The organism is candidate division KSB1 bacterium (assembly GCA_034506335.1).
In the GTDB taxonomy this organism is placed as follows: domain Bacteria; phylum Zhuqueibacterota; class Zhuqueibacteria; order JANLFK01; family Oleimicrobiaceae; genus Oleimicrobium.
On the sequence record JAPDPR010000004.1, the window covers coordinates 21,004 to 46,135 of the forward strand.

General features: G+C 59.2%; 16 protein-coding genes. All 16 read left to right on the top strand.

Annotated elements, in window-relative coordinates; genetic code table 11:
- The first annotated feature begins 8 nt into the window (after positions 1 to 8).
- The 16 genes from ONB25_02545 (at position 9) to ONB25_02620 (ending at position 25,074) form a co-directional block, all read left to right on the top strand.
- Positions 9 to 863, top strand: coding sequence for a hypothetical protein (locus ONB25_02545; GenBank protein ID MDZ7391765.1), 855 nt, complete (start codon positions 9 to 11; stop codon positions 861 to 863).
- A 68-nt stretch (positions 864 to 931) separates the two neighbouring features.
- The gene (locus ONB25_02550; GenBank protein ID MDZ7391766.1) at positions 932 to 3,196 is read left to right on the top strand and encodes a hypothetical protein; all 2,265 of its coding nucleotides are present in this window, start codon (positions 932 to 934) and stop codon (positions 3,194 to 3,196) included.
- A 29-nt stretch (positions 3,197 to 3,225) separates the two neighbouring features.
- On the top strand, positions 3,226 to 5,907 hold the full coding sequence (locus tag ONB25_02555) for a T9SS type A sorting domain-containing protein (GenBank protein MDZ7391767.1): 2,682 nt from the start codon (positions 3,226 to 3,228) through the stop codon (positions 5,905 to 5,907).
- 40 nt (positions 5,908 to 5,947) lie between these two features.
- Positions 5,948 to 7,480, top strand: a complete 1,533-nt coding sequence (locus ONB25_02560; GenBank protein ID MDZ7391768.1) for a hypothetical protein — start codon at positions 5,948 to 5,950, stop codon at positions 7,478 to 7,480.
- The gene (locus ONB25_02565; protein ID MDZ7391769.1) at positions 7,477 to 10,224 is read left to right on the top strand and encodes a TonB-dependent receptor; all 2,748 of its coding nucleotides are present in this window, start codon (positions 7,477 to 7,479) and stop codon (positions 10,222 to 10,224) included. The genes ONB25_02560 and ONB25_02565 overlap by 4 nt, the downstream gene beginning before the upstream one ends.
- A 20-nt stretch (positions 10,225 to 10,244) precedes the next feature.
- Entirely contained in the window at positions 10,245 to 11,261 is a 1,017-nt protein-coding gene (locus ONB25_02570) for a PorV/PorQ family protein (GenBank protein ID MDZ7391770.1), read from the top strand.
- 10 nt (positions 11,262 to 11,271) lie between these two features.
- On the top strand, positions 11,272 to 12,423 hold the full coding sequence (locus ONB25_02575) for an NHL repeat-containing protein (protein MDZ7391771.1): 1,152 nt from the start codon (positions 11,272 to 11,274) through the stop codon (positions 12,421 to 12,423).
- A gap of 439 nt (positions 12,424 to 12,862) precedes the next feature.
- The gene (locus ONB25_02580) at positions 12,863 to 15,556 is read left to right on the top strand and encodes a TonB-dependent receptor (protein ID MDZ7391772.1); all 2,694 of its coding nucleotides are present in this window, start codon (positions 12,863 to 12,865) and stop codon (positions 15,554 to 15,556) included.
- A gap of 737 nt (positions 15,557 to 16,293) precedes the next feature.
- Positions 16,294 to 17,421, top strand: coding sequence for a hypothetical protein (locus ONB25_02585; protein MDZ7391773.1), 1,128 nt, complete (start codon positions 16,294 to 16,296; stop codon positions 17,419 to 17,421).
- 189 nt (positions 17,422 to 17,610) lie between these two features.
- Positions 17,611 to 18,384 (top strand): metallophosphoesterase, encoded by a 774-nt coding sequence (locus tag ONB25_02590; protein ID MDZ7391774.1) that lies wholly within the window; start codon positions 17,611 to 17,613, stop codon positions 18,382 to 18,384.
- Between the two features lie 605 nt (positions 18,385 to 18,989).
- Complete coding sequence (locus ONB25_02595) at positions 18,990 to 19,793, top strand: metallophosphoesterase (protein MDZ7391775.1); 804 nt, start codon at positions 18,990 to 18,992, stop codon at positions 19,791 to 19,793.
- A 798-nt stretch (positions 19,794 to 20,591) separates the two neighbouring features.
- Entirely contained in the window at positions 20,592 to 21,164 is a 573-nt protein-coding gene (locus ONB25_02600; GenBank protein ID MDZ7391776.1) for a hypothetical protein, read from the top strand.
- A 22-nt stretch (positions 21,165 to 21,186) separates the two neighbouring features.
- Positions 21,187 to 22,329 carry a divergent polysaccharide deacetylase family protein gene (locus ONB25_02605; GenBank protein ID MDZ7391777.1) on the top strand — a complete coding sequence of 381 codons (1,143 nt, stop codon included), beginning with the start codon at positions 21,187 to 21,189 and terminating at the stop codon, positions 22,327 to 22,329.
- Positions 22,330 to 22,366: 37 nt separating this feature from the next.
- Positions 22,367 to 23,101, top strand: coding sequence for a pyridoxine 5'-phosphate synthase (locus tag ONB25_02610; protein ID MDZ7391778.1), 735 nt, complete (start codon positions 22,367 to 22,369; stop codon positions 23,099 to 23,101).
- Between the two features lie 32 nt (positions 23,102 to 23,133).
- Positions 23,134 to 23,676 carry an HD domain-containing protein gene (locus ONB25_02615; GenBank protein ID MDZ7391779.1) on the top strand — a complete coding sequence of 181 codons (543 nt, stop codon included), beginning with the start codon at positions 23,134 to 23,136 and terminating at the stop codon, positions 23,674 to 23,676.
- 21 nt (positions 23,677 to 23,697) lie between these two features.
- A complete protein-coding gene (locus tag ONB25_02620; protein MDZ7391780.1) occupies positions 23,698 to 25,074 on the top strand; it encodes a tryptophanase in 1,377 nt (458 codons plus the stop codon).
- The last annotated feature ends 58 nt before the right edge of the window (positions 25,075 to 25,132 follow it).

The following is a 25,132-nucleotide window of genomic DNA, read 5'->3' on the forward strand; positions in this document are numbered from 1 at the left end:
GGAGGCTCATGAAGGCCCACCTGGTATTTGGGGCACTAGTGTGGTGTTTGGTGCTGGTGGCAGCCGGTAATGGATTGTTGGACCGTACCCCGGGAGAGCAGCGCGAGTACGTGACTGTGCGCGGGGAACGAGCCATCATCCACGGCAGGGGCCTGTATAGCCTCGACCCAGAAGTCCTAGCAGTAGAAGGGATGGTATGGGACGCGGTGAATATTGCGTGGGGCCTGCCCCTGCTGGCGCTCGCTGTCATTGCGGCGTGGAAGGGTTCGCTCCGTGGACGCCTGCTGCTGGCCGGCCTGTTTTTCTACTTCTTCTACACCTACCTCCAGCTCCTCACCGTATACGCCTTCAACCGAATGTTTCTGGTGTACGTGGCAATAGTGGCACTGAGCGGCCCCGGCATCTTCCTCAGCTTGTCGACCATTGATGTGCCGCGGCTGCCTCAGCGGGTAGGGGCTCGGTTTCCCCGAGGTCTTTTCATTGGGTTTGTCCTCGCGGCGAGCGCTGCGCTAGTGGCGATGTGGACGGCGCGCATCGTGCAGATTTCCAGCACAGGACGTTTTCCGCCGGAGCTTGCCGGCCTTATCACGCTCACGACCCAGGGCTTCGACCTGGGCTTGATTGTGCCACTGGCCTTGGCCAGTGGGATTCTCTTGCTGCGGAAGTCGTCCTGGGGCTATGTGTGCACGGGTGTCCTGTTAAGCTTTGTTCTGGTCATGAGCCTCACCCTGCCTGCCTGGATAGTCTATCCGCTTGTGAAGCAGGGCACCCTCCGTCCATTGGAAGCTCTCCCCTTTGCCGCGATCAGCCTCGTGGGCTTGGGGCTAGCCGTGCTCTTTTTTGCTCATCTAAGGGAACGGTGAGCTCGTCCAGAGAAAAATGTGCTTGACTTACCAGGAGAGAAGTCCTATATTACGAGGCGCGAAAAGAAGTGGCGGCGAGCGATGGGAAAAAGCGAGACGTGCGCTGTGCCATGACCGCAGGCGGAAGTGCGACAAGTTTGCGCGGCGAGTTGGCCGCGCGGATCCTATGCCGGTTGGTATTTGTGGCATCGGTGGCGATAGGACAGCTTTCCGGGGCCTTTGCGCAGAGCCCTTTGCGGCCGCCGCACGTCCCTCTGCCCCTGGGCAAGGGGACGGTCGACGACTACCGCCATTTTCACAATGTGGGAAACCTTGGCCTCACAGTGACAAACTACGGGCTGCTGGGGCAAGGTTACCAGGTTGCGCTTAAAGAGCAACCTTCTTGCCAGTATAAGCTTCACTCCCGCCTGGACAAAGAACGCATCGAGCACTTTTCCTATGCGGGGCTCTGGGTTGGCGGCATCGGAGGCGCCCAGGGGGAGCAGAAAACGCTGGTGTCCACTGCCATTGTGGACGGTGTATTCCAGTATGGCGAAGCGGGCTTCGAGTTTACCACCTCGCCTGACGAAGCAGACACCGTGCGTGAGCGCTCCACGATCATCACCTCCCCCCATTTCCATCCAGCGGCGATCTCACACCAGGACTTCCTCTGTGACTTTACCGACCGCAACGTGCGCGTTCCTGGCACTCAGATTGAGATCCTGGAGCACACCCCCCTGGGCATCGACGTCCATCTGGAGAGCTACGCCTGGAACTACTCTTTTGCCGACGCCTTCGTTATCCTGAACTACACCATCAAGAACGTCTCTCGCTACCCCATCGAAAGAGTCTACGTGGGACTGTGGGTTGACGCCTCGGTGGCCAACATGAACTATACCAGCCGGTACGAGCCCGGCGGCGGCTTTACCTGGTACGATAATCTAAACGGCTTCGATGCGGAATACAACATGGCGTACCAATATGACGCCGACGGGGATAACGGCTACGCGGAAAGCTACCTGGGCATTCGTGCGTTGGGAGCGTCGGTGCCACGGGGAACCTATAAAGTGCATTACAACCAGTGGAAGTGGAATACTGCCGCCAACGCCCAGTTTCCTGACTACTTCATGCCCAGAGACGATACCGAACGTTATCAGAAGATGTCAAGTACACCGCCGCCCCCTGTGCCCAATCAGCCGGACAGTTGGATGATCCTCCTTTCCATGGGGCCGTTGGGCGACTTGGCACCGGGTGACTCCGTGAACGCGGTGTTCGCGGTGGTGTGCGGGTTCTGGGGGCCGGGAGAAGGCGACTCTCCGGAACGACGGAAGAATCTCCGCCTCAATTCAGATTGGGCGCAAATTGCCTATAACGGCGAGGATGTGGATGGTGACGGTCGCCTGGACCAGCTGAACGAAGACCTGAACGGCAACGGCATCCTGGATCCTGGCGAGGATGTGGATGGCGACGGGCATTTGGACATTGACGAAGATGTGTACCACAACCCGCAGCGTGGCATCTACGCGCACAACGGGAGGTTAGACCGGTACATTCTCCCCTCGCCCCCGCCTTCGCCGCGCCTACTAGCGCTCCCCGGTCCAGGGCGCGTGGAGTTGTATTGGGATAACCTGCCGGAGCTCACGGAAGACCCTATCACGCGCGAGATCGATTTCGAAGGGTACCGAGTGTACGGATCTCCGAAGACGCGCGGCAGCCAGGAAGAGTACTCCTTGTTGGCCCAGTTTGACCTCAAGAACAATCTCGGGTACGATACTGGCCTTCAGCTGATCCGCCACGACACACTCATTGACGGAACCCAGTACCACTATCGTTTTGTCAATGAGATGCTGCACGATGGCTGGCCAGGGCGCTACTTCTACAGCGTGACGGCATTTGACCGGGGCAACCCGGCGAACAATTTGCCGAGCCTGGAAAGCTCGGTCTACGAGAATCTGACCTACGTCATCCCAGGCACGCAGGCCAGTGCGGGCGAGCTGAAAGTGTACGTGTATCCCAATCCGTATCGGGGTGGCGCGGTGTGGGATGGAAGGGGTGAACGCCAGCGTCTCATCTGGTTTGCCAATCTTCCCCTGCAGGCAGTGATTCGCATCTACACCCTAGCAGGGGACCTCGTGGATGAAATCCACCATGATGGGCGCCACTACGCTGGCGAAGATGTGGCGCGTCTCACGGCAGTGGGGGGAGGCAAGGAGGTGAAGTTCCCAGGTGGCATGCACGCCTGGGACCTAATCACTCGCAACGATCAGGCTATTGCCTCTGGTCTCTATCTTTACACCGTGGAAGACAAGAGTACGGGCCAGATCTACACTGGCAAGTTCTTAGTCATCAAGTAGACTCAAGCAAATCTTGGAGGCAGACCGGGATGAGAACCGCATTTCGTACGCTGATGGCTGTGTGTGTGCTTGCGTACAGCATGGTCCACGCACAGACAAGAATCCGCGACGTCCAATACACCACGGACCCGACTGGTGCTTCTCCCTTGAACGGGCAGGTGGTCACCGTGACGGGCATTGTGACCGCCGAACACCGTGGCGACAATCCCAACAACGGCGGCATCTCCAACGCCTACTTTTTCATGCAGGACGCGGCCGAGCCGTGGTCTGGCATTCAGGTCCTTTACAATGCAACCCTGGTCGCCGAAGGGGACTCCGTCACCGTCACCGGCACGGTGAACGAGTACTACGGCCAGACGCAGATCAAAGACGTGACGAGCTTTACCAGGCACGCCACCCGGAGGAAGCTGCCTCCGCCGTTGGAGGTGACCACCGCCCAAGCGGCCAGCGAGGCCTATGAGGGGTGCCTGGTGCGGGTCAGCAACGTGACCGTAGTGGAGACGGACATCGGTACCTACAAGAACTGGAAGGTGGACGACGGATCAGGAGCGGTGCTGATCGACACGCGGGCCAAGTATTTCTACAAGCCCCAGGTGGGCGCGCCCATTCGTTCCTTGACCGGAATTGTGCTGTACGGGTCTGGCAACTTCAGCATCGCGCCGCGGCTTGCTTGGGATATTGTGGAAGGGGGCCGATTCACGCGCCTGCAGCGTGTGCAGCAGGTGCGCAATTCTGACTTGCTATTGGCGCCCGTGAACACTTACTCGGACACCTCCTATGCTGTCGGCGACACAGTCACGGTGCGCGGCGTAGTCACCATGCCCACTGGTCTCAGCTACGCCGGAGCGGGGGTGAAGTTCATCATGAGCGAGCTGGAAGGCGGTCCGTGGAGCTCCATCCTGTCCTACCACCCGGACTCCACTGCTTACCCCAGCCTCTACGAGGGGGATGTGATTGAGGTGACCGGCTACATTGGCGAGTACCGCACTGGGCCCAGCAACATGACTGAGCTGTGGATCACGAGCCCCATCGACATCGTCGGTATTGGCCAACCGTTGCCTCCGCCTGATCGTGTGAAAACCGGCGATCTTCGCCTGCCGGTGACCGCCGAGCAATGGGGCAACTGCATGGTGTATGTCAAAGACGTGAAGGTCACCAAGAACAACCCGCAATACGAGCTGTTCGCCGTTGATGATGGCTCCGGCTCTGTGTTGGTTGACGACGACTCCGACAGCCTCCGCGTCTACTACCTTGCCCACCCCCGTCCCCCAGTGGGGACGCAGGCGGATTCCATCCGGGGATGGGTCTATCACCACTATGGCTTGTACACGGACAGCACGGCCTACAAACTTGAGCCACTTTACATGTCAGACATTCGATGGGGAAGTGGTCCGCCCGTGGTGAGCGATGTAGTGCGCAATCTGTCGACTCCCCGCTCCTCGGACCCGGTTTCTGTCTCGGCGAAGGTGACCAGTAATCTGGGCGTCAACGAGGTGGCAATTATGTATCGGGTGGACACCGCCTACCCGCTGGGTAAGAGCAGCCTCGGTGGCTATACCAGAGTAGTTATGGCTAACCCGAGCGGGAACACCTACCAGGGCCAGATCCCACCTCAGCCCAATGGCAGCTTCGTGAGTTTTTTCATCGAGGCGAAGGACAACCAGGGGCAGAAGACGCTGTCGCCCTCTGACACCGCGCAGCAGCACTACTCCTACGTGGTCAGGGACGGCATGTTGCGGGTGGCGGATGTCCAGTACACGCCGTGGCGCATTGCTGACTCGCCGTTTGACGGGTACACTGTCTCGCTTGCGGGGGTGATTACTACCGATAGTTCAGCCAATCGCGTGTTCAAGGCCTATGCATTGCAGGATGCTGAGGGCCCGTGGAGTGGCATCCTCGTGTGTGGGCTTCCCAACACCCTCAGCCGGGGCGACATGGTCGCGGTGACGGGCAAGGTGACTGACTACAACCCCGACTGGCACTACAAGTGGGACAATAACACGGTGCTCTTGGCCGATGCCTACGAGTTGGGTGGCTCAGGTTATACTATCAACCCGCTGGATGTAGCCACAGGTACGTTGACCACTACCGGTCTGGAGGCCGAGGCATATGAGGGGGTGCTGGTGCGCATAAGAAACGCGACTTTGATCAGTGTGAACCGCTATGACGTCACCTTCGATGACGGCAGTGGCCCCTGCCTGGTGGATGGCGACTTTATGTTAGCACGGGACCAAGACCCCAACAACCTCTTTTATGTCAACCAGAGCGGTGGCTACCTGGTGGCCTTTGGCGACACCATTCGCCCGGGGCAGAAAGTAGATCGCATCCAGGGTGTGTTCCTGTACAGCTTTGGCACCTACAAGATCGAGGTGCGCGACCAGAAAGATTTTGGCCAGCTCGTGGGCGTGGACCCGGGGTTCGTGCCGCCGGTGTTCACGTACAAGCTGGAGCAGAACTTTCCTAATCCTTTCAACCCCGGGACAAAGATCTACTTCGAGCTGCCGTCGTCCCAGCGCGCAAAGGTGGTGGTGTACAATCTGTTAGGGCAGAAGGTGAAGACTGTGATGGATGAGACCCTGCCAGCGGGTCGGCACGTAGTGCCGTGGGATGGGACTGACGAGTTCGGCCGTGCCGTGCCGGCCGGGGTCTATATTTACCGCATCATGGCTGGCGACTTTATCGCCGCACGCAAGATGGTGCTGGTGCGGTGAATTCGAGCCCGCAGACTTGAGCACGAGGTAGTTCCGGACGGTGAGGTGGCTTAACCACATACGACCATTGGGCAAGCAGTTCGCGCGGTTGGCCGTAGCCTTGTCGATGGTTGCGGCCATGGTTGCCCTTTCGACATGCGACCAGAACCCTTTCCATAAGGCGCGCGAGGGGCGTCGTCTAAGCAACCTGCCGCCGGAGACGTTCCTCTTCCTGGCCGTCAAGCCGGACACAGTGGTGCTTCCCGGGCCTTCTGGGCCGGATACTACCATCATCGGTCTGGACACCACCGCCAGCAGGCAGGTTCTGCACTGGTGGGGCGAAGACCGAGACGGGGAGGTGATGGGTTACTACATCCAGTGGGACTACCAGCCGGAGCGGCAGTGGACTACCGCAGAGTACGACACCTTTTACCTTCCCATCCGCGCGCGTTTTGCCAGCTTCACCTTCCGCGTGTGGGCAGTGGATGACGACAGCGCGGTGGACCCCACGCCGGCGACGATGACCTTTCCGGTGTACAACTCTCCGCCGGAGATCGCATTCCGCTACCGCAGCAACCCACCAGCGCCGCCTGGCAACCCCAACGTGACCGCGTACACTTTCCCCACGCGCACCTTCATGTGGGATGCGCGTGACCCGGACGGGGACGAGACGATCGTCAAGATTCTCTATGCCCTGGATGACACATCCAATTGGCAGGAGCTCCCAGGATCCGCGCGGAGCGTGACCCTCACCGGCCTCACTCCTGGCAGCCATCGTTTCTTTGCGCGGGCGGAGGACATTGCCGGCGCACAGAGCAAGGTGATCTCCTTCCCAGACCCAACCGACCCGCAGACACCGAACTTCTGGGTGGTCAAAGAACCCCGCGGTGATGTGCTGCTGGTGAACGACTTTGCCCAGGACCAGAGTACCTACCAGGTGCAGGGCTACTATGAGCAGCTTTTGCGCAACATCGTGGGCGAGGGTGGCTACAGCGTGTGGGAAATCGGCACTTGGCGCACCCCCGTGATCAATCCCCAGAACAGCCTCCCTTACGCCACAGCCGATATCAAGGCCAACTTGAGCTACTTCAAAGCCGTGATCTGGTTCTCTCATTTGGGGCGTCCTAATTTGGCCCAGGCTGGCCTCAGTCTGACCCAGTACATCGCGGCCGGGGGAAAGGTGTTCATCACCAATGGCAATGAGGAGGTGCCGGACACGGCCTGGACCTTTACCGACATCGATTCGGTCTTCCGGCTTAATCCTGGGGGGCGACTGCTGGCAGGCGTGCGGGTCATCGCCTCGTTTACCAATAGCGAGCGGGACTCGGCGCTGACCCTGAAAGTGGGCAAGCTGATCGGCAATCGCGTCTCTGCGCTCGTGCCAGGCCCGCAGGCGCAAGTGGTCTATCGCATGGAGCCGGATTCTACGGCTGCCGTGGCAGTGCCGTACAAGGGCTCGCCGGTGGTGGGGATTCGGTACATCTTGGGCCAAGGCAGGTGCATCTACTTCTCGTTGCCCTTCAATTACTGCGACGGTTTTGGGAACGCGGAGGAGGTGCTCCGCTACATCTTGCGGGAAGAGTTCGGCATATGAAGGCTCAATGGCCGACAACGCTGTTGATGTTGGTCTGGTCGGCGATCCTGATGGCCCAGCCGCGCACCAAGGGTTCCATCACAGGCACGGTGTTGGACCGGCAGACGCGCCAGCCGCTGCCCGGGGTCAATGTGGTGATCAAGGGCACGTACATGGGCGCTGCCACCGACGAAAAAGGCCGTTACCTGATCGAGCGTGTGAGCCCCGGCCAGTACGACATCGAGGCGTCGATGATCGGGTATAAGATCCAACTCCACACAGGCGTCAAGGTGAGCGCCGGGCAACAGGTGGTACTCAACTTCGAGCTTGAGCAGTCGGTGCTGGCCTTCGGCCAGGAGGTGGTCGTCATTGGCGAGCGCCCGCTTTTGCAAGTGGACCTCACCGCGTCGGAGGTGCACTTTAGCGCCGACGACATCCGGCACCGCATCGTGGAAAACGTGCAGGACATCGTCACCCAGCAAGCGGGCGTGGTGAGGGCTGACAACGAAATCCACATTCGTGGTGGGCGCGCCGACGAGAGCCTGTACATTGTGGACGGGATCTCCATCAAGGACCCACTTTCGGGCTATGGCAATACCCTCTACGTTAATGCTGACGCGATCAAAGAGCTCAAGGTCATCACTGGCGGCTTCAACGCAGAGTACGGCCAGGCGATGTCCGGGGTGATAGATGTGGTGACCAAGGAGGGTGGCGAGAGGTACGGAGGCGGACTCACTGTCAAGAGTGACCGGCCGAGCCTTGGGCTGTTTACCAGCTACAACACGCAGGTGGTGGAATTCAACCTTGGCGGGCCGGAGCCGCTCACCGCGCGCGTGCTTCCTGCCCTGGGCATCCGCCTGCCCGGCAACCTGAGCTTCTTCCTGTCAGGCTATGGCAACGTTTCGGACACCTACCTGCCCACCGCTTCGCGCCTCTACCCAAGTCGATCCGGGCTGAGAATCTTTGCGCCGCGACAAGAGAATGACTGGCACCTATTGGGCAAGCTTTCCTGGAAGGTCAACCCGAATCAGAGGCTTTCGTTCTCCTACGACCGTTCCCTGAACATTAACCAGGGGTTCTTCCGGCGATATGTGATCTCACGGCGCTACTTCCCGTACGAGTTCAGCAAGCACTTGGACCACTATCCCACGTTTACTTCCGAGAGCATCCTGGCAAATGCTTCGTGGATGCACACCTTGTCCTCGCGCACCTTCTATGAGCTCACGGTAGGGAACTTTTTCACTTCAACGCACAGCGCGGTGCAGAACAAGCACTGGTCCCAGTACGTGGAACAGCTGGACCTGGAGCCGGTGCGGTATGTGCCAAGCTCTACCGGCGACATCGTGATCCGCCGTGGCGACGGATTCTACGACCACGGTGACTATGGCCAGTGGTTCGACTACTTCAGCGACACCTGGACGGTGAAGGGCGACCTGACCAGCCAGGTTGATCCTAAACATCAGGTGAAAGGCGGCTTCGAGGTGGGCTATACCACCATGCAAGTGGTGGACATCGTGGACCCGTGGGTGCGCAGTGAGAGCGGCTACGGACGGAGCTATGACATCTATCGGGTCTACTCCACCGCCGGAGCGTTTTACCTGCAAGACCGTATTACCTACGAAGGGATGATCGTCAACGTGGGGCTGCGCTACGATTACTGGTTCCCTGGCAAGTTCGTTCAGGATGCGATCGATGACCCTGAAACGGTGATCATCTCGGCCGCTGCTCGGAAGAGATTCTATGAGGATACCTTCGAGTTCCTGGGCATGCGGGGTAAAGGTCACCTCAGCCCGCGGGTGGGCATCTCGCATCCGGTCACCGACCGGGACGTGCTCTATTTCCACTACGGGCACTTTTCCCAGCGACCGCAGGGGCAGTACGTCTATGCCAAGCTCAAGTCAACTTCCCCGGCTACCTACCAGCTCTTTGGCAATCCCAACCTAAATCCGACCACCACAGTGGCCTACGAGCTGGGCATCAAGCACAAGTTCACGGAAAACCTGGTGGCGGAGTTCAAGGCCTACTACAAGGACATGTTCGACTACCCCACGGCAGAGCGCGTGCAGATGGAGAACCCACGTCTGGGCAACATCAGCTACCTCATGTATTTCAACATGGACTACGCGCGCTCGAAAGGCATAGAGCTGTGGGTGCGGCAGAGGTATGCGCGCTACTTGACCGGCACGCTGAATTTTACCTATGCGGTGAGCAAGGGGAAAAGCTCCAAGCCCAGCGACAATCTCCTGGTGGAAGCAGGAAGGTTGGCGGAAAAGCCACTGCGTGAGAATTTCTTGGAGTGGGACCGACCCTTCCGGTTGACCCTGGACCTCAACGTGCACGTGGGCGAGAAGCAGGGGTTCCGCCTGTTCGGGTGGCGACTGCCGGAGAAGTGGGGAATCAACTCGCACTGGGAGATGGAATCGGGCAAGCGCTACACCCGTCTCATCGATATCGAGCGCGAGATCTATGACACTGCCCATCCGTACGCAAACCTCGCTCCGACCTGGCACCAGCTCGACGTGCGAGCGTACAAGTACTATCGGCTCAAGGGGGTGGAGATAAACCTGCAGGTGGAGATAGAAAATGCATTCAACGCGCGGATTCCGCGCATCATCAACCCGTACACCGGACGGGAATACCGGCCCGGGGATATTCTGACCAAAAGCTACACGCGCGACATCAACCCGAGTCCGAACCCCATATATGACCCCTCGAAGTTTCGTTGGCCGCGCACGGTGCGCTGGGGCGTCGGGGTACGGTTCTGAACTCTGGCCTGGGGTAGACCATGTTCACGAATAGCTTGCTACGGCGCTCCGCAGGGTTGTTGGGCTTCTTTGCCCTGCTCTGCTGGAGTGTTGGGGCGCGCGCGCAGGCAATATTTCCACTGTTGGGGGGACAGCGCATTGGTACCGCCTCGGCTACGTTCCTTAAGATCGAGGTGGGAGCTCATGCGGTGGCCATGAGCGGTGCAGGCACAGCGTTGGCCAGCGATGCAACGGTGTTGTATTGGAACCCTGCCGGGGCAGCACAACTGGCCCACAACAGTCTCTCCTTGAGCCACTTGACTTGGCCGGCGGACATCCAGTACGACTTTCTTGGCTATGTGCACCACCTCCCCCGCGTTGGCACCTTGGGCATTAGCATGGGCATGCTCCACATGGCGGACATGGAGGTGACCGACGAGTACTACCCAACCGGCACCGGCGAGTACTTTCGCTTTCAAGACAGCTTCGCTGCCTTTACTTACGCGCGGCGCATGACCAACCGCTTCTCTTTTGGCGTGTCGGTCAAATATGTGGACGAAGTGCTGGCCGACGTGCGCATGGGGGGGTGGATGATCGACTTGGGCACTTTCTACTGGACGGGGTATCGCCAGGTGCGGTTTGCGGTGAGCTTGGTGAACTTTGGTCCCGACCTCCAGGCGCGGGGATCATTCCTGAAAAAGGATGCGCAGGGGGAGCTGGTCGAACAGCCCTACGAAGCCTTTGCCCCTCCGACGACGTTTCGCGTAGGAGTGGCAGGGGACTTGTACCAGTCGGACCTCTACAGTGTGACGGCAGCGCTGCAGGTCAACCATCCGATGGACAATGTGGAGAACGCAGTGGTAGGTTTGGAGGTGGCACTTCTGCAGCGACTCCACCTGCGTGGAGGTTACCGGATCAATTTTGATGAGGAACGGCTGACCCTCGGTGCTGGACTGGTGCTGCCAGCAGGCGGGGCGCACGTGGTGTTGGATTATGCGTTCAAAGACTTTGCCCACCTCGGGGCGACGCACCAATTCACCCTGAACTTTGCCTTCTGAGGAGCACGAGGTGAAGAGGAGCGCATTGGTTGTGATGGCCCTGGCGCTAATGGCAGCGGCCGGCTGCGGGCGAAAGCTTCCCTTGCCTGCGGTGGCCACCGTGGCTCGCTCTTTCGGCGCCAGCGATACCTCCTACATTCCCCTGAGCCCGGAGTGGGATGCGACCACCTTGGGATATCTCCCAACGCAGGCGATGGTACCCACCGACCTGGTCATCGGCGAGGACGGGTACATCTTTGTCGCCGACAGCGCTAACGACCGGGTCTTCGTTCTGAGCGGAGCAGGCCGCGTCGCCAGGGAGCATGGCCTGGACCAAATCGGCCCAGTTCCTGGCCCGTTAGGAATCGATATCGACCAGAAATTGAACCTGCTGATCGTCAACGGTGGCAAGGTTGTGTGGGTGTGGAATCAGTACTTGCATCAGGAGGGAGTGGACTCCATCGCCTCCCCCTCGGGCCCTTTTTCGGCTAACCAGGCCTCCATCGACTCAGTCCTGCGCGTGCACCCTTTTTATGTGGATGAGGGGCGAAAGACCAGTTTCCAGGGTGTTGCCTTTGGCCCGGTCTCCAGTAACACCGTCTTTCTCACGGACAAGGGGAACAACCGCATCCTTAGGCTGCGCATCGTTGTGAGCGGCAGGGTACGGCTGCGCAACGGCCGTGTGCACCCCACGTTCAAGGGGGTGTACGATGGCGAGGTGGCCACTTATGGCTCGGGTGCGGGGACGGTAGACAACCCGCGTGGCCTTACAGTGGACGGCGAGGGAAACATCTACTTCACCCAGCTGGGCGGCAACTTTCTTGTGCAAAAGTTGAAAAAGCAAGGGGATTTCTACTCTTCCGCCTATACCCTTTATCAGCACCCCATTATGGACCTCAACCGCTTTGCCGGTCCCTGCGATGTGGCGCTTGACCCAGACGGGGCCATCTTTGTCGCGGATACCGAAGCAGGCAGGGTTTTCAAGTTCTTCAACAAGGGCTCAAGAGCCGGTCATCCCGCTTCTCTGGGCAAGAGCGGGTTAGGGCAAGAGCAATTTGCCAGGCCAAGGGGGATTTATGTGTCCGCGGACAACGTGGTCTATGTCGCCGATGCTGGCACCCACAGCATCAAGCGCTATCGCTTTTCCGTTTCGGAAGCGGACCTTCCGGTTGAGCAACCCTGAAGAACTCTCCTACGCGTCCCGACACACAATGCGGGTGCCTCCATATGTGGTGGCCTTTTTTCCCTCTGACGTCTATATGGACGCAACTTTGGTCTTGACTCCTTGTCTGAGAATCCGTATATTTGCTCGCGCCCGATGAGGGAGCGGCCATCCCTGCGGGCGCCAAGGTGTGGGCCTGTGTGCGGCAGGACAGAAGTCAGTTCTGTTCTTTGACAATTGCAACAGGGCAAGGCCGGCGGATGGAGAATGGGAGCTGCCATCCACAGCCAAATGAGGAGGCGGTGTTCCGGTCTTGTCGGGGGACAGAGGCCGAAGGGCTGGCTAACGGACGCCAGTCGTATGCGAGTGTGCCTCTGGGAAGGGGGCGTAGTGAGCGAAATGAACTGGCCGAAGTGCTGCTGCGCAGCCAGAAGGAAAGGACAAGATTCGGAGGGAGCGTATGAGAAAGAGTGTTGTCGTTCTTATTGCCCTGCTGGTCGCGGGTGTGCCAGGACTGGTGTGGGCACAGAGCGGCAAGGTGGTGGGCAAAGTGACTGACATGCGCACCGGTGCGGCATTGCCTGCAGCTAATGTGGTGTTGCAAGGCACCACCATCGGTGCGGCCACGAACCTGGCAGGCGAGTATGTGATCCCAAAGGCGCCGTTGGGCACCTACCAGCTCAGAGTCAGCTACATCGGCTACCGCACCGCCTTTGTGCCGGTTGAGGTCAGGGCGGGTGTGAGCACTAGGGTGGATGTGCAGTTGGAGCCGGAGATCATTTCCGGAGCAACGATCACGGTGCTTGCGGACCGCGCCAAGATCCGCGAGACGCCTGTTGCGTTCACCGACGTGCGCAAGGAGGAGATGGAGGCCCGTCTTGGCTCGCAAGATATCCCTCTGGTGCTGAACACTACCCCCAGCGTGTACGCCACGATGCAGGGCGGCGGCGCCGGTGATGCGCGGGTCAACGTTCGCGGCTTTAACCAGCGCAACGTGGCTATCATGATCAACGGCGTGCCGGTCAACGACATGGAGAACGCCTGGCTGTACTGGTCCAACTGGGATGGCGTCGCCGACGCCACCTCTTCCATCCAGATACAGCGTGGACTTAGTGCTGTCAATCTAGCCACCCCCTCCATTGGCGGGACTATGAACATTATCACCGATCCGACCGCCACCGAGTTGGGCCTGAAATTCAAACAGGAAGTCGGCAATGACGGCTTCTTGAAGTCCACCCTCATTGGCAATAGCGGCCTGATCGCGGGCAAATATGCCTTCAGCGCCGGGGTCGTGCGCAAGGTGGGCGACGGGGTCGTCGACAAGACCTGGACAGATGCGTGGGCCTACTACTTCGGCGCCAGCTGGCAGATCAACCCGAACAACAGGCTGGAGCTGTATGCGTTGGGCGCTCCGCAGCGGCACGGCCAGAACAGCTTCCGCCAGAACATCGGCGTCTACAGCGCCGAGTTTGCCAAGAAGTTGGACGACTACGAACAGGCGGCCCTCACCAAGTACTTCCAGGCCCCACAGGGGCGCAAGTACAACCAGAACTGGGGCCCGGTCAGCTCCTCCTACACCGGTTTGCAGTACTGGAACGGGAAAACGCACGAGCGCTACAACCCGAACTTTATCAATGAGCGCGAAAACTACTACCACAAGCCGCTGGTGAACTTGAACTGGTACTCGCAACTCACCGAGAAGCTGGGTCTGCTCAGCACGGTCTACTATTCGGGAGGCAAAGGAGGGGGCACCGGTACCTATGGCTCGATCAAGTGGAATACTACGACCCCGACCCGCACGCCTGACTGGGACGCCACTATTGCTGCCAACAAAGCAAGCGCCACCGGCTCTAAAGGCATTCTGCGCAACAGCGTGAACACGCAGTGGACCGTCGGTGCCATTGCCAAGGCCACCTATCAATTGACTACTCCGGTCAAGCTGACTGCCGGCGTAGACTGGCGCACCGCCGAGATCAAGCACTATCGCGAGGTACGGGACCTGTTAGGCGGCGAGTACTTCTATGCCAGCCATTCTGACTTTTGGACCGACGCCCAGAAGCAGCGGAAGCTGGGCGACAAGATCGATTATGATTTCACCAACACCGTCGACTGGGCGGGTGTATTCGGCCAGGCCGAATATGCGCAGGGCCCAGTGACCGCTTATGGCATGGGCGGTTACTCTACGATCAAGTACAGCTACACCAACCATTTCCGCAAGGATCCTGCTACCGGTGGTGAGCTGAAAGCGAACACCGACTGGATCTCCGGCTACCAAGTGAAAGGCGGCGCCAGCTACCGTTTCACACGGCAGATCGATGCCTTTGCCAACGCCGGCTATGTGGAAAAGGTCCCCATTTTCGACAACGTGATCAATGACCGCACCGGCACCAAGGCCACCGATCCCAAGAATGAAAAGTTCACCTCGGTCGAGGCGGGCGTCAACTACGTGGGCATGGACGGCCGGTTGGTGGTGCGCGGCAATCTGTACCACACCACCTGGATGGACCGCTCGGTGCCTCGCGAGGTTACCAATCCTGACGGCACGGAAGGCATCATCTTCATTCAGGGCATTGACCTCCGCCATCGGGGCGTGGAGTTGGAGGCCTCTTTCCAGCCCATCCAACTCTTTCGGTTGGAGGGTTCGGCTTCCATTGGTGACTGGAAGTACCTCAACGATGTCTCCGGTGTGTACAAGGATTACGCCACAGGCGGCGCGCAGGATGTCCATTACAACTTTTACGTGAAGGACCTCAAGGTGGGTGACGCCCCGCAGACGCAGTTTGCGTTGGTGGGGTCGCTCTTCCCCGTGCGCGGGCTACAGGCGCAGGCGGTGTATCGGTACTACATGCGGCACTACGCCGATTGGGACCCGCTGAGCCGGACTAATCCCAACGACCGAGCGCAGAGCTGGCGAGTACCAAATGCTGGTGTGCTCGACTTCCACCTGACCTACGATCTCCCGTTCCGGTTTGGTGGTGTGGGGCTGCAGCTTTTCGCCCACGTGTTCAACGTGCTGGATACCGAATACATCCAGGACGCCACCGACAATAGTGCCTATAACGCCTGGAACAAGAACCACACTGCCGATGATGCGGAGGTCTTTTTCGGGCTCCCGCGTACGTTCAACGCGGGGCTGATCGTCACCTACCGGTAACGCGTAGCGGTTGGGGTTACCACGGGGCTGGTTGCCTATGCGCCAGCCCCTTTTGTGTTGTGCCGCTACGAGCCAAGGAATTGCAGACAAGTGCGAGAGCTTTACGCGCTTGTCGCACAGAAAGGATGGGCGAGGCGGCGGCTTCGGGGGGATTGGAACTTTTCTATTGATAGTGCTTCATCTTTTGGTTATATTCGCCACGGAGCAGGGAGTTAGTGACCCTGCAGGGGAACCACGGGGGGGTGTTCAGATAGAGACGGACGTGGTCACGTCAGCGAGGCGTGCCTTGTACTCCGCACTGGCTACGACAGCCTCAGCACAGACAGGGCGTATTCTACCTCCCCGAAGCATTTCGTTCCCTCCCAAAACAGGACGCACCAGGCAGAGATGGGGCAGGTCGAGATCAACGCGTTCTTGACCCAGCGGGCCGTGGGGGAAGGAGCGGGCGGCTCCCCCGAGAAGCAAGCTCTCTGCGCCCTGTTCTTCATTTGCCACCAGGTGCTGAAAGGCGCACTGTCAGGTGGTCTGCGCGTGGAGGCCGCCAGGGCACTACGTCGTCCTAACGCGCGAGGAGGTGGAGGCGCTCCTCCTGGAGATTTCCAGGAACAGCGGGTTAGGGCGTCCCTGAGATTCGGTACCTAATGGAGTTTCAGGCGGGGGATGCTCGTCCCCGCCTTGGGCGAGCAAGTAGATGGTGGGCATATTTGCCTTAGGCGCGGTGTTACGAGGGAGCTGCTATGTACAAGTCCAAGCTGTTTCTGCTCGGTCGAGATAGGGACAGCCTCTCCGTACTTGAGGAGACGGGATACGTGCGTGAAGGTACCCTTCAGGAGTTCCTGGCAATGTACCCGGACCTCCTGCCCGGAGATCAGATTGATCCAGAGAATCCCCGCCGCTGGCTTCTGGTGGCACGGGAGATAGGCGTGCCCGGGGATATGGAGGAAGGTGGGCGCTGGAGCCTCGACCTCCTGTTTCTTGACCAGCACGGAATTCCCACGTTCGTAGAATGCAAACGAGCCTCAGACACCCGAGCCCGGCGGGAAGTTGTTGCCCAAATGCTTGACTACGCGGCGCACGGCACCGAGTATTGGACCATTGATCGCCTGCGTCAAATGGCTGCTGAGACGGCTAAAGCGCAAGGGCGGTCTCTCGATGAGGAGGTTTTCCATCTCCTTGGCGAGGAAGAGGGGGATGTGGAGGAGTATTGGGAGACCGTAGCGGCCAATCTCCGGGAGCATCGGGTGCGTTTGGTGTTTGTCTCAGATAGTACGCCGAAGGAACTACGACGGCTGGTTGAGTTCTTGAACGAAGAGATGACTCGGGTAGAGGTGCTTGCGGTGGAGGTCAAACAGTTTCGGGAAAGCGGCGCCGAGGGGCAGACAATCCTCGCGCCGCGCGTGATCGGCTTGACAGAAAGCGCCCGAAGCCGCAAAGAAGCTTCGCGGTCCCCGCGACGGCCAACTACCCCGGAGGAGTTCATGAACACGTGTGAATCGCCAGCAGTCAGGGCCTTCTTCGAGAGGGTGCTAAAGTTGGCTGAACAGAGAGGGCACGTCGTTTATTGGGGCACCGTCGGGTTCTCGGTTCGTGCCCGCTTGCCCGAGAGGAGAGCAACTTTCTTGCTCTGTTTCCCCCACGGTTCTTTTAGCTTCTATTTCGACCAGGCGTTTCGGGCGGGAGAGGCACCAGGTTCTCTTCGCAAGCGGCTGCTGGCGTCCGGAGTGTTCAGGGAAAGCGGTAATTGGACACTCACCGCAACGGTGGGGGAAGACAACGTGGAGCAGATGAACAGCGTCTACGACCTGGTGCTCGACGAAATGGATAAGCTTCTGGCAGCCTTCGGAGAAGATGCCGACGAGGACTAACGCCTGTGGCATCAAGGTGTTGTGGCGTGGGCGTAGCTTTTTTCCGGGTCAATGCTGTGCCTCGTCTGGGAGAGGCGTGCTGCAGGTCCAAGAACACCCTTCAGAGATAAGGTGGTCTTCCGCGCCTCGTGTTGATACGCGCAGCAAAGTGGGGAAAACCAAACCTAAGACAACTCGGAGGTGAGAGAGTTGTATCTCGCAGTGTTTGGTGATGTCCATGGCAACTTGGATGCGATGTACGAATACGTGAGAAGGTGGGAGCGGAAACATGAAAAGGAGATCGCGGCGGTTTTGCAGGTGGGCGATATGGGTGTATTTCAGCCAGGACGCCCTTTAGACAAGGCAACAAAGCGATACGCGGACAAAGACCCAACCGAACTTGGCTGCGCAGACTACATCAGTGGGCAGAAGCAGGCCTCTCACCGGACCCTCTTTGTGCGCGGCAACCACGAAGACTTTGATTTTCTTCTGGCTGTTAGAGATGGGCCTGTAGATTATCACAAAATGATATGGCATCTATATTCGAGCGTGCAGACCATTGAGCATGAAAAAGAAATCGTGCGTGTTGGGGGGTTGGGTGGCATTGTCTACCATGGTAAGAAAACGAAGTGGTACGATATGGGACGCAAGTATTTCACGGATGAGGAATGTGATTGCTTGCTGAGCCTGAAGCCGGGGACGGTTGACATTCTCCTCTTCCACGAAGCGCCCAGGGGTTACGGACTCGCGTATGTGGCTGACACTGGGGCAGAAGAGGTGACCCTAATTATTGAGTATCTCAGACCCAGGTACGCGTTCTACGGCCACTATGAGTATCCTCCAAAGCCATTCCGTATTGGCGACACCTTGTGTGTGGGGATGAATAACCCACACGCTCTGAGGCTGCCGCGTCGCGGTGGCGCAATGGGAGTGGTGGATACAACTGCTTGGGTTTTCGAGTTTGTACCGCGGGGTGATTTTTAGGCAAGCAGTTGTATTATATCAAAGTTGAGGCACAGGGTCGTGGCGCTTGGCCGTGTGGTTACATCGCTCGCACCCGCCTTTAGGTCTTGTCAAGGCGATAAAGGTATCACCTGTCGAATATTGGGGAACGCTTCCTGAGCACGCCCTTCCTCCAGGTGTAGGCCCCATGGCACAAGAAATCACGCCCAGGAGCAAGTTCTCATACTTCGCTGGGGCACAGGTTCTCGCTCCACGTTGAGGTCAGCGGGGAGCAGGTCGCCCTTTGCTTTGGCACTCCGCAGGGTTCTGTCTTCAAGCGGTCCGGCTACATAGCTCCGGGAGGGATCTTACCTAAGTCAACTGTGCCTGAGGATATCGTGAATGCGCTCTGGAGCGATGCCGAGCATATGGTTCCGCCCGGCAGGACGAGAATTGAGGTATGACATCGACCATCAGCTCCTACAGGATGACATGGACCCACTGCTAGCGTGGTGCGGCAAGGTAGCCGCATTTGTTAAGAAGCGCGAGCTCAGGGAATAGCCAGGCCGAGTCCTGCACCCGACGCGGAGCGCGGGCAGGCAGCTATACCAACAGGCGTCTTAGGCCGTAACCTTCGGTATCGTCTTGTGAAACGCGTTGTTTGGCTGACAGACATCCACTTGGAATTCTTGGACTGCGCTCGTGAATTTGACGCGTTCAGCGAGAGCATAGTCGCTGCATCCCCGGACTTGGTTCTGATTGGGGGAGATATCAGCGTAGCCCCCTCCTTTGAGCGGGACATTCTCCGACTGCAAGAGCGACTACGAATCCCTATCTATTTTGTGTTGGGCAACCACGACTTCTATTGGGGGTCAATTCGACAAATGCGAAAGGTCGCAGAAAGACTGACCAAAACAACGAAGTGGCTCCGCTGGTTGGCGTGGGAGGGGATTGTAGAGCTCACAGCCAATACAGGACTTATCGGGCACGGCTCGTGGGCCGATGGGCGACTAGGGAATGGCGCCAATTCCCAAGTCTTGCTCAATGACTATTTCGTTATTGACGAGCTGAAGAACCTATCCACTGAATCACGTTTTAAACACCTGAGCGCACTCGGCGATGAGGCGGCGAGTCACTTTCAGCGATGGTTACCGCTCGCACTGGAACGCTTCCGCAACCTGCTCATACTCACTCATGTTCCGCCTTTCAGAGACGCGTGTTGGCACCAAGGAGGCATTTCCGATGATGAGTTTCTCCCCCACTTCACGTGTAAAGCGGTCGGAGATGTGATCCTGCGTGTCATGCAGATGCATCCGGAGTGTACCGCGACAGTCCTATGCGGGCATACCCACAGTCAGGGAGAAATCGCCATCTTGCCTAACCTGCGCGTCAAGACGGGCGGAGCTCAGTACGGCCACCCGAGAGTCCAGGAAGTGATTTTAGTCGAGTAGAGGGAAAAATGCTGCTCCGATTATCGACCCAACGGCACCTGCCCAGTGCCTGGCTACTCCCGACGCATCAGGGAATGGTTCTCCTGGCAGGGCTTTTCACTTGAGATGCTTTTTGTCGCCTGTTCGTGATGATAGGGGTAACCTACGCAGCAAGCATATCGCCGCGCGCGGGACAGTGGCTGTCCTAGGCGCTGCTCCAACGGCTTGACCAGGCCGAGGTGGCCCTGGTGACTCACATGTCCGCTGAAGGGAAAGGCCCCTTTTGGCCGACTCTTGTGCTCTTCAGGTACCAGCATTTCACTGTCGCTCGCGGATGTCAAGGTCCTGGGTCTTGAGCATCGACGCTGCTGCTCGTTTCCGCCATGGCTCAGAATTCGCTGCTCTCTTCAAGCGGGGCCACCGTGCAGCTGGAGGGCAAGCGAGGCCATCGCCTTGTGCGGCGACATGCGGGGGGCCGCACGCAACCGCTCCCCCTAGCCCCTTCTCTGGGGGTCGCGGAAAACCGTCTAATGGGTTACTACCTATGAGCTCAGACCTGGTGGGGGCAGTCCGGCACAGACCAGAGTGAAAGTGTGACGAGGGCTCCCGGCCAGATGGCTACTTAACCCTTGCAAAAATGGGCGAATTCTGTTATATTCGTCAGGGTGGTAGCTCGGGCTCCTGTGGGGTTGTCACGGGTACCTGGAGCACCTGCTCTGGTCGTCGCGTCGTGAGAGATGGGTTGGAGTTGCCAAAGCAGAGGCGCAGCGGAGGGCGGTGACACACAAAGGATGTCGCAGAAGTCTCGGGACAGCGGCAGTGAGCATTGCGCTGCTGGTGGCGCAGTGCAAGAACCCCTTTGCCACCCGTGAAGCCGAGCCACCCATCGGGGGCCGTACGCCGTGGATTCCCCCCTCCTCTCCCACCTTGGTCTTGGCCAACCTGCGCAATGCGATTGCGGGAAAGAGCGTGGACAATTACCTCCGCTGCCTGAGCAGTGGGACTCCAGACCGACCTTCGTTCACCTTTATCCCTGACCAGGGTGTCGCCTCCCTGAACCCCGGGTTCTTCGACCGCTGGGGGATTGCGCATGAAGAAAACTATCTACGCCAACTTTTTGCGGTGGTGCCGGATGATTCGCTGCACAAGTTGGAGCTGGAATTGGTTTCGGAGAATTCCTTCCCGGACTCGGCGGTAATCGTGCAGAACTATGTCCTGACGGCCCACCACACGCTGCGCGATCCGTCCTACCCGCGGCAGGCACGGGGGCAGGCGGAGTTCAGGCTGTTTCTTGACCAGCAGAACGGCTACTGGTACATCTGGCGCTGGCACGACACCGGCACGGCGCAGGCGCCCTCTTGGAGCACGTTCAAAGCAGTGTTTGGAAAGTAGGGTCGAAGAGGAGGGGCGGGCGATGGGCAGTCGTGGCCTACGGCGGAAAAAAGGACGGTGGCGCCGAAGAGCGCAGTTCCTTGTGATGCTGGGGGTGGTGTTCTTTGTCCTGCTGGCGGTGCGCTCCCTGCGACGGGCAACGACAGGGGCGAGGGCGCCGCTGGCTACGAAGGAATCCCTCCAGACCACCATCCTGCGCCTGGCTGCGGGTCACGGCATTGAGCGGGAAGCGATTACAGAGGAGGGCCAGTGGCTCGTTTTTCCGGTACCTGAGGGCAGGTCGGCGGCACAGCTTGCCACCGAGATGGCAAGCGCTGCTCAGCGATTGGGGGTGGATGCAGACCGCGCCGAAGAGCAGCCGGGCGACCATTCCGTGCGGCTGGTCTTCAGGACGAAAGGCCGCGTACTGCTCCGCTGCCACCTCAAGCCGGTGTTACCCGCCGGCTCACCAGGCCCTTACATTGCCCTTGTCATTGACGACTTTGGCTACTCAACCGGAGAGGTCACCAGAGACTTTCTTAGCCTTCCTTGCGACATCACGGTGTCGGTCATTCCAGGTTTGCCGTTTTCCAAAGAGGTGGCCGAACTTGCCGCTGCAGGTGGGAAGGAAGTGATGGTGCACATGCCCATGGAGGCATTGCATGAGCAGGTCGAGGACCGAGGATACACGTTGTTTGTGGCCTTTGCCGATGAAGAGATCCGGTCGCGGGTGCGGCTGGGCATCGCCAGCGTGCCACACGCGCGTGGTTTGAACAACCACCAGGGCTCGCGAGCCACCGCTGACGAACGCGTAATGAGAATTTTGATGGAAGAGCTGCGTGCGCAGAATCTCTACTTCGTCGACAGCCGCACCAACAGTGGGAGCGTCGCGGCCGAGGTCGCTTCGCGACTGGGCGTGCGGTGCATAGCCAATGGGGCTTTTTTGGACGTGGACCCCGACACAGCCAGTGTGCGGCGTCAACTGTGGAAGCTTGCCCAGCTGGCCAAGCGGCGAAACGGCGCGCTGGGCATTGGCCATGCCCGGCGTAATACGCTGGAGGTCCTGCGTCGGGAGATACCCAAACTCGCGCAGGAAGGGTACCGGGTGGTGCCTGTGTCCAAGCTCCTCGGGGTGCCCGCGCCGCCCATAGCCATGTGTGAGCAAATCGTCTTGTCGGGGTCCTGACGCTCCAGTGGCCGGAGAGAATGCGGGAGGACGCGCAATGCTCAGACTTGGGGTAGATGTGGATCTGGTAGCGGTGATGCGCGCAGACCGGCGGGGCAAGGAACCCAGTCCGGTGGCGGCGGCTTTGCAAGCGGAAGTGGGGGGCGCAGATGGCATAGTCGCCTCCTTGCGCGAAGACCGCCGTTACCTGACCGAACACGACATTGCCATGCTCAAGGAGGTGGTCACGACCCACTTCAACCTGCGTGTAGCGGCCAATGAGGAGATGACCAAAAGGGCCATCGCCATTCAGCCGGACATGGTGACGCTGCTGCCACCTATGCATCAGGGGGCCCCGCCCAGCGCGGGATTAGACATTGTCGCGGGTGCAGAGTTGGTGGAGGAATTGGTGGCAGCGGTGCGTGCCAGCAACATCGTGGTCACCGCCCGCATCGAGCCGGAGCTGCGGCAGGTCAAAGCCGCTGCCCAAGTGGGGGTGGACTATGTGGAGCTGAGCACCACGGCGCTGGCGTCGGCCCCCGACCTTGCTTCTCAAGGCGAACAGTTGGAGAGGTTGCGCGCCGCGGCACTGGCGGCCCAAAAGCTGGGGTTGGGCGTCAGCGCCGCAGGAGGTCTCAACTACCAAAACGTGCGTGAGGTGGCAAAGATCGCACACCTAGAGGAACTGAACGTGGGGCATGCGATCATCTGTCGTGCCTTGTTGGTTGGATTGGCGCAGGCGGTGCGGGACATGGTGGCGATTGTGCGCGAAAGCAAACCCGCCACTGCCTAAACCCGAATGATTCTCTGTGGAGAACTGGTCCGATGGAACTTGTGGAGGAGCTGCAAGACGGTTTTCCAGAAATCAACACCATCAGTGATTCCCTCTTGCGCGAAAAAGTAGCAGCCGTCATAGCAGATGCCCTCAGCCGCGGCGGCTGGTCAGTACAGGACCTGGCCACAATGCCCTTTACCCTGCTGATTCCCAATTGCAGGGTCAGCTATCTTACCCATGTGCGGGCCGTCACCCGGGTGGCCATTGAGACGGCAAGAGTGTTGCGCGAGCACTATCAAGGGCACTTGACGCTGAACATGGACGTCTTGGTAGCCGGTGCGCTGCTGCACGACGTGGGCAAGCTGTTGGAGTTTCGGCGTGACCAGGGCGGCGCTTTCGTCAAGAGCGCCGGTGGAAAACTCCTCCGCCACCCGTTCAGTGGGGCAGCGCTGGCGGCTGCGCACGGCTTGCCCGATGAGGTGGTGCACATCATCGCCGTCCATGCGAAGGAAGGCGACGGGGGCTATCGCAGCCCCGAGGCTATCATCGTACACCACGCAGACTTTATCACCTTCGAGCCCTTGCGTCCCTGAAGAACAAAACGCGGAGTGAGCATGGAACAGCTGTTCGAGCCGTTCAAGATTAAAGTCGTCGAGCCCATACGCCGCACCACACGGGAAGAGCGGGAGCGGTTGCTTCGACAGGCCGGTCTCAACGTGTTCAACCTGCCGGCAGAGAGCATCCTCATCGACCTGCTCACCGACAGTGGCACTTCCGCCATGAGCGACAACCAGTGGGCTGGCATGATGCTGGGGGATGAATCCTACGCCGGGAGCCGCAACTACTTTCACTTGGAGCAGACAGTAAGGAAAATCTTTGGCTTCAAACACATTATCCCCACGCACCAGGGCCGCTCGGCGGAAAATCTTCTTTTCTCGGTCACGGTGAGCAAGGGCAAGGTGGTCCCCAACAACAATCACTTTGACACGACTCGCGCCAATGTGCTCCACAACGGCGGAATTCCCTTGGACCTGGTTATCGACGAGGGCCGCGACCCGCACCTCGAGCACCCCTTCAAGGGGAACATGGACCTGGCCAAGTTGCAGCAGGTCATCCAGACTTACGGTGCCGAGAACATTCCGCTGTGTATGATTACCGTTACCAACAACAGCGGCGGCGGGCAGCCGGTTTCCATGGAGAACATCCGCAAGACGAAGGAACTCCTGAGCCGGCACGGCATTCCGTTGTTTTTCGACGCCTGTCGCTTTGCCGAGAACTGCTACTTCATCAAGGAACGTGAGGAAGGGTATGGGGACAAGTCAGTCATGCAGATCGCACAGGAGATGTTCTCGTATGGTGACGGGTGTACGATGAGCGCCAAGAAGGACGGCCTGGTCAACATCGGCGGGTTCTTGTGTATGAACGACGACCAGCTGTGCGAAAAGGTCTCCAACTTGCTCATTCTGGTGGAGGGGTTCACTACCTACGGTGGACTGGCCGGGCGGGACTTGGAGGCCATCGCGCGCGGGTTGGAGGAGGTGTTGGACGAAGACTACTTGCGCTTCCGCATTGGGCAGGTACGGTATTTGGGCGATCTTTTGGACAAGGCGGGGGTGCCCATCCTCAAGCCGGTGGGTGGCCATGCGGTGTATGTGAATGCCCGGGAATTTCTCCCGCACATTCCGCCGGCGCAGTTCCCCGGACAGGCCTTGGTAGTCGCGCTCTACCGGGAATTTGGCATCAGGGCGGTGGAAATCGGTAGTCTGATGTTTGCGGAGAAGGACCCAGTCACGGGCGAGGTACGTCATCCGCCCCTGGAGTTGGTGCGGCTGGCCGTGCCCAGGCGGGTCTATACGACGATGCACATGAACTACGTGGCCGAGGCTCTCATTCGCCTTTACGGCATGCGCGAGAGCATCAAGGGGCTGCGGCTGGTGTACGAGGCGCCGCTGCTTCGCCACTTTACCGCCCGCTTGGAGGAGGTGTCGTGATCCGCGCTGTGCTGTTTGACTTTGACGGCGTCATCGGCGACACCATGTCGTGGCATCT